The organism is Actinomycetospora sp., assembly GCF_055612215.1.
In genome coordinates, this window is sequence record NZ_JBVPVA010001205.1 from 1 (window position 1) to 2,462 (window position 2,462).

The following is a 2,462-nucleotide window of genomic DNA, read 5'->3' on the forward strand; positions in this document are numbered from 1 at the left end:
TGCGGCCTGGGGACAACTCGGCTCGGCGAGCCGGGTGGGGACGCAGCGGTGCGCCGATCGCCGCGACCAGTGCGGCGAGGGGCCGCCGGTCAGCCGCCGAACGGACCGTCCTCGAGGCGCAGGTCCGGCTTGTCGAGCTCCTCGACGTTGACGTCCTTGAACGTCACGACGCGGACGTTCTTGACGAAGCGCGCGGGCCGGTACATGTCCCAGACCCAGGCGTCGGACATCCGCACCTCGAAGTAGACCTCGCCGTCGGCGTTGCGCACGGCCACGTCGACGGTGTTCGCGAGGTAGAACCGGCGCTCGGTCTCGACGACGTAGGAGAACTGGCTCACGATGTCGCGGTACTCGCGGTAGAGCGACAGCTCCATGTCGGTCTCGTACTTCTCGAGATCCTCAGCGCTCATGATCCCTCTCCCCCCTCCGCCTCGGCGTCGGCCGCGTCCTCGACGTCCTCGCTGTCCCCGAACACGTCGACCTCGTCGGACATGGTGTCCGTGAGGTCGTCGTCGTCCTCCTCATTGTGGCCCACCGACCCCGTCGAGGAGTCTGCCGCCCGGCCGGCGGCGAGGCGAGCCGCCCCGGCCACGTTCACGAAGCTGTAGCGGTGGTCGGGGCTGGGGCCGTGCTCTGCCAGCTCCGCGGAGTGCGTCGGGGTGCAGTAGCCCTTGTGGAGGTCGAACCGGTACTCCGGCCGGCGCTCGTGCAGCTCGGTCATCAGGCGGTCGCGGGTGGTCTTCGCGAGGATCGACGCGGCGGCCACACAGGCGGCGGCCAGGTCGCCCTTGGGCACCGCGAGGCTGGGCACCCCGAAGCCGGTCACCGGGAAGCCGTCGGTGAGCACGTACCCCGGCCGCACCCCGAGGCGCGCGACGGCCCGGCGCATGCCGTCGATGTTCGCCGCGTGCACGCCGCGGCGGTCGACCTCGGCGGGGTCGACCAGCACCACGCAGTGGTCGACGGCGCGTCGCAGCACGATCGCGGCGAGCCGCTCGCGCTCCTCGGGGCTGAGCAGCTTGGAGTCGGTGAGGCCCTCGAAGCGCTTGGCGTCGTTCGGCCGCAGGATGCACGCCGCGACCGCGAGTGGCCCGGCGCAGGCGCCCCGGCCGGCCTCGTCGACCCCGGCGACGGGGCCGAGCCCGTGCCGTTCCAGCGCGGACTGCAGCGCCCAGGACTCCCCGGAGCGGCGGATGATGGCCCGCGGCGGCTGCACGCCGGTGCGGGGCGGCAGCGGGCGGCGGGCGCGGCGGCGCGGGCGTCCCCCGGTCCGGGGGCCACCGTCGCCGCCGGAGCGGGACCGTGCGGACGTCACTCCCGGTCGGCCTCCGCGGCTCGCGGTGGCCCGCCCCGCCAGTCCTCGCCGTCGTCCGGACCCGGACGCGGCGGGGCGGCGGTCGTGGCACCGCCCACCGCGCGGCGCAGGCGCCGCCCGGCCCCGACGACGGGCACCGCGAGCAGTGCGCCCGCCGCGGCCCCGGCCGTGCCGGTGCCGAGCGGGGCGGTGCCGCCCAGCGCGGCCGTCGTCGCCTGCGGGTCGATCGAGGGGACGGTGCGCCACCGGCTGATCGGCAGGACGACGACGCGGACCTTGCCGATGACGTCGCTCACGGGCACCGGGCCGTGGAAGCGGGCGTCCGCGGAGTTGTTCCGGTTGTCGCCCATCACCCAGAGCTGGCCGTCCGGCACGCGCACCGGGTCGAACGTGGCTTGCTTGTCGCCGAGCCCGGGCTGGTAGTAGAGGTACGGCTCGGTGATCGGCTTGCCGTCGACGAGCACGTGGTTGCCGGCGTCGCAGCACGCGACGGTCTGGCCGCCGGTCGCGATGACCCGCTTGACGAAGTCCTTCTCGTTGGGCGCCGCGAGGCCGACCAGCGAGAGCGCGTCCTGGAATCCGCGGACCAGCGGGTTCGACGAGGGCTGGGTCTCGCCGACCTCGTCGTTGTCGAGCCACGCGGGCGGGCCCTTGAACACCACGACGTCGCCGGGGGCCGGGTCGCCGAAGCGGTAGGTGACCTTGTCGACGGCCACGCGGTCGTTCGCGCAGCCGTCGCAGCCGTGCAGCGTCTGCTCCATCGACGCGGACGGGATCACGTAGATGCGCGCGATGAAGGTCTGGATGACGAAGGTCAGGACGATCGCGACGACGACGAGCAGCGGCAGCTCGCGCCAGAACGAGCCCTTGCGCTTCTTCTTCCCCCCGGCGTCGCGCTCGTCCGCGCGGCTGCGGGACCGGCGGCCGGCGCCGGAGGAGTCGTCGGCGTCGTCGGCCCGGCCGGGGCCGGCCGTGGCACCGCCGCGACGGTGCCGCGCGGGCTCGCCGAGCACGGTGGTGCCGGCGTCGTCGCCGTCGGCGGACGCGGCGTCCGACGACGACGACGAGCCTTCCGCGCCGTCGCGCTTCGGCGGCGGGATGCCGCCCGCGAGCAGCGGGGCCGACCCGACGGGTCGGTCGTCGACCG

General features: G+C 74.7%; 3 protein-coding genes. All 3 read right to left on the reverse strand.

Annotation, left to right across the window (positions count from 1 at the left end):
* Positions 1-89: 89 nt before the first annotated feature.
* Positions 90-410 carry a DUF2469 domain-containing protein gene (locus AC0CYZ_RS32160; protein WP_378039455.1) on the reverse strand — a complete coding sequence of 107 codons (321 nt, stop codon included), beginning with the start codon at positions 408-410 and terminating at the stop codon, positions 90-92.
* Positions 407-1,216 carry a ribonuclease HII gene (locus AC0CYZ_RS32165; protein ID WP_472222424.1) on the reverse strand — a complete coding sequence of 270 codons (810 nt, stop codon included), beginning with the start codon at positions 1,214-1,216 and terminating at the stop codon, positions 407-409. Before AC0CYZ_RS32165 ends, AC0CYZ_RS32160 begins: the two co-directional genes overlap by 4 nt.
* A 95-nt stretch (positions 1,217-1,311) precedes the next feature.
* Positions 1,312-2,462: signal peptidase I (gene lepB, locus AC0CYZ_RS32170; protein WP_472222422.1), on the reverse strand; the 1,151-nt coding region annotated here is incomplete at its 5' end.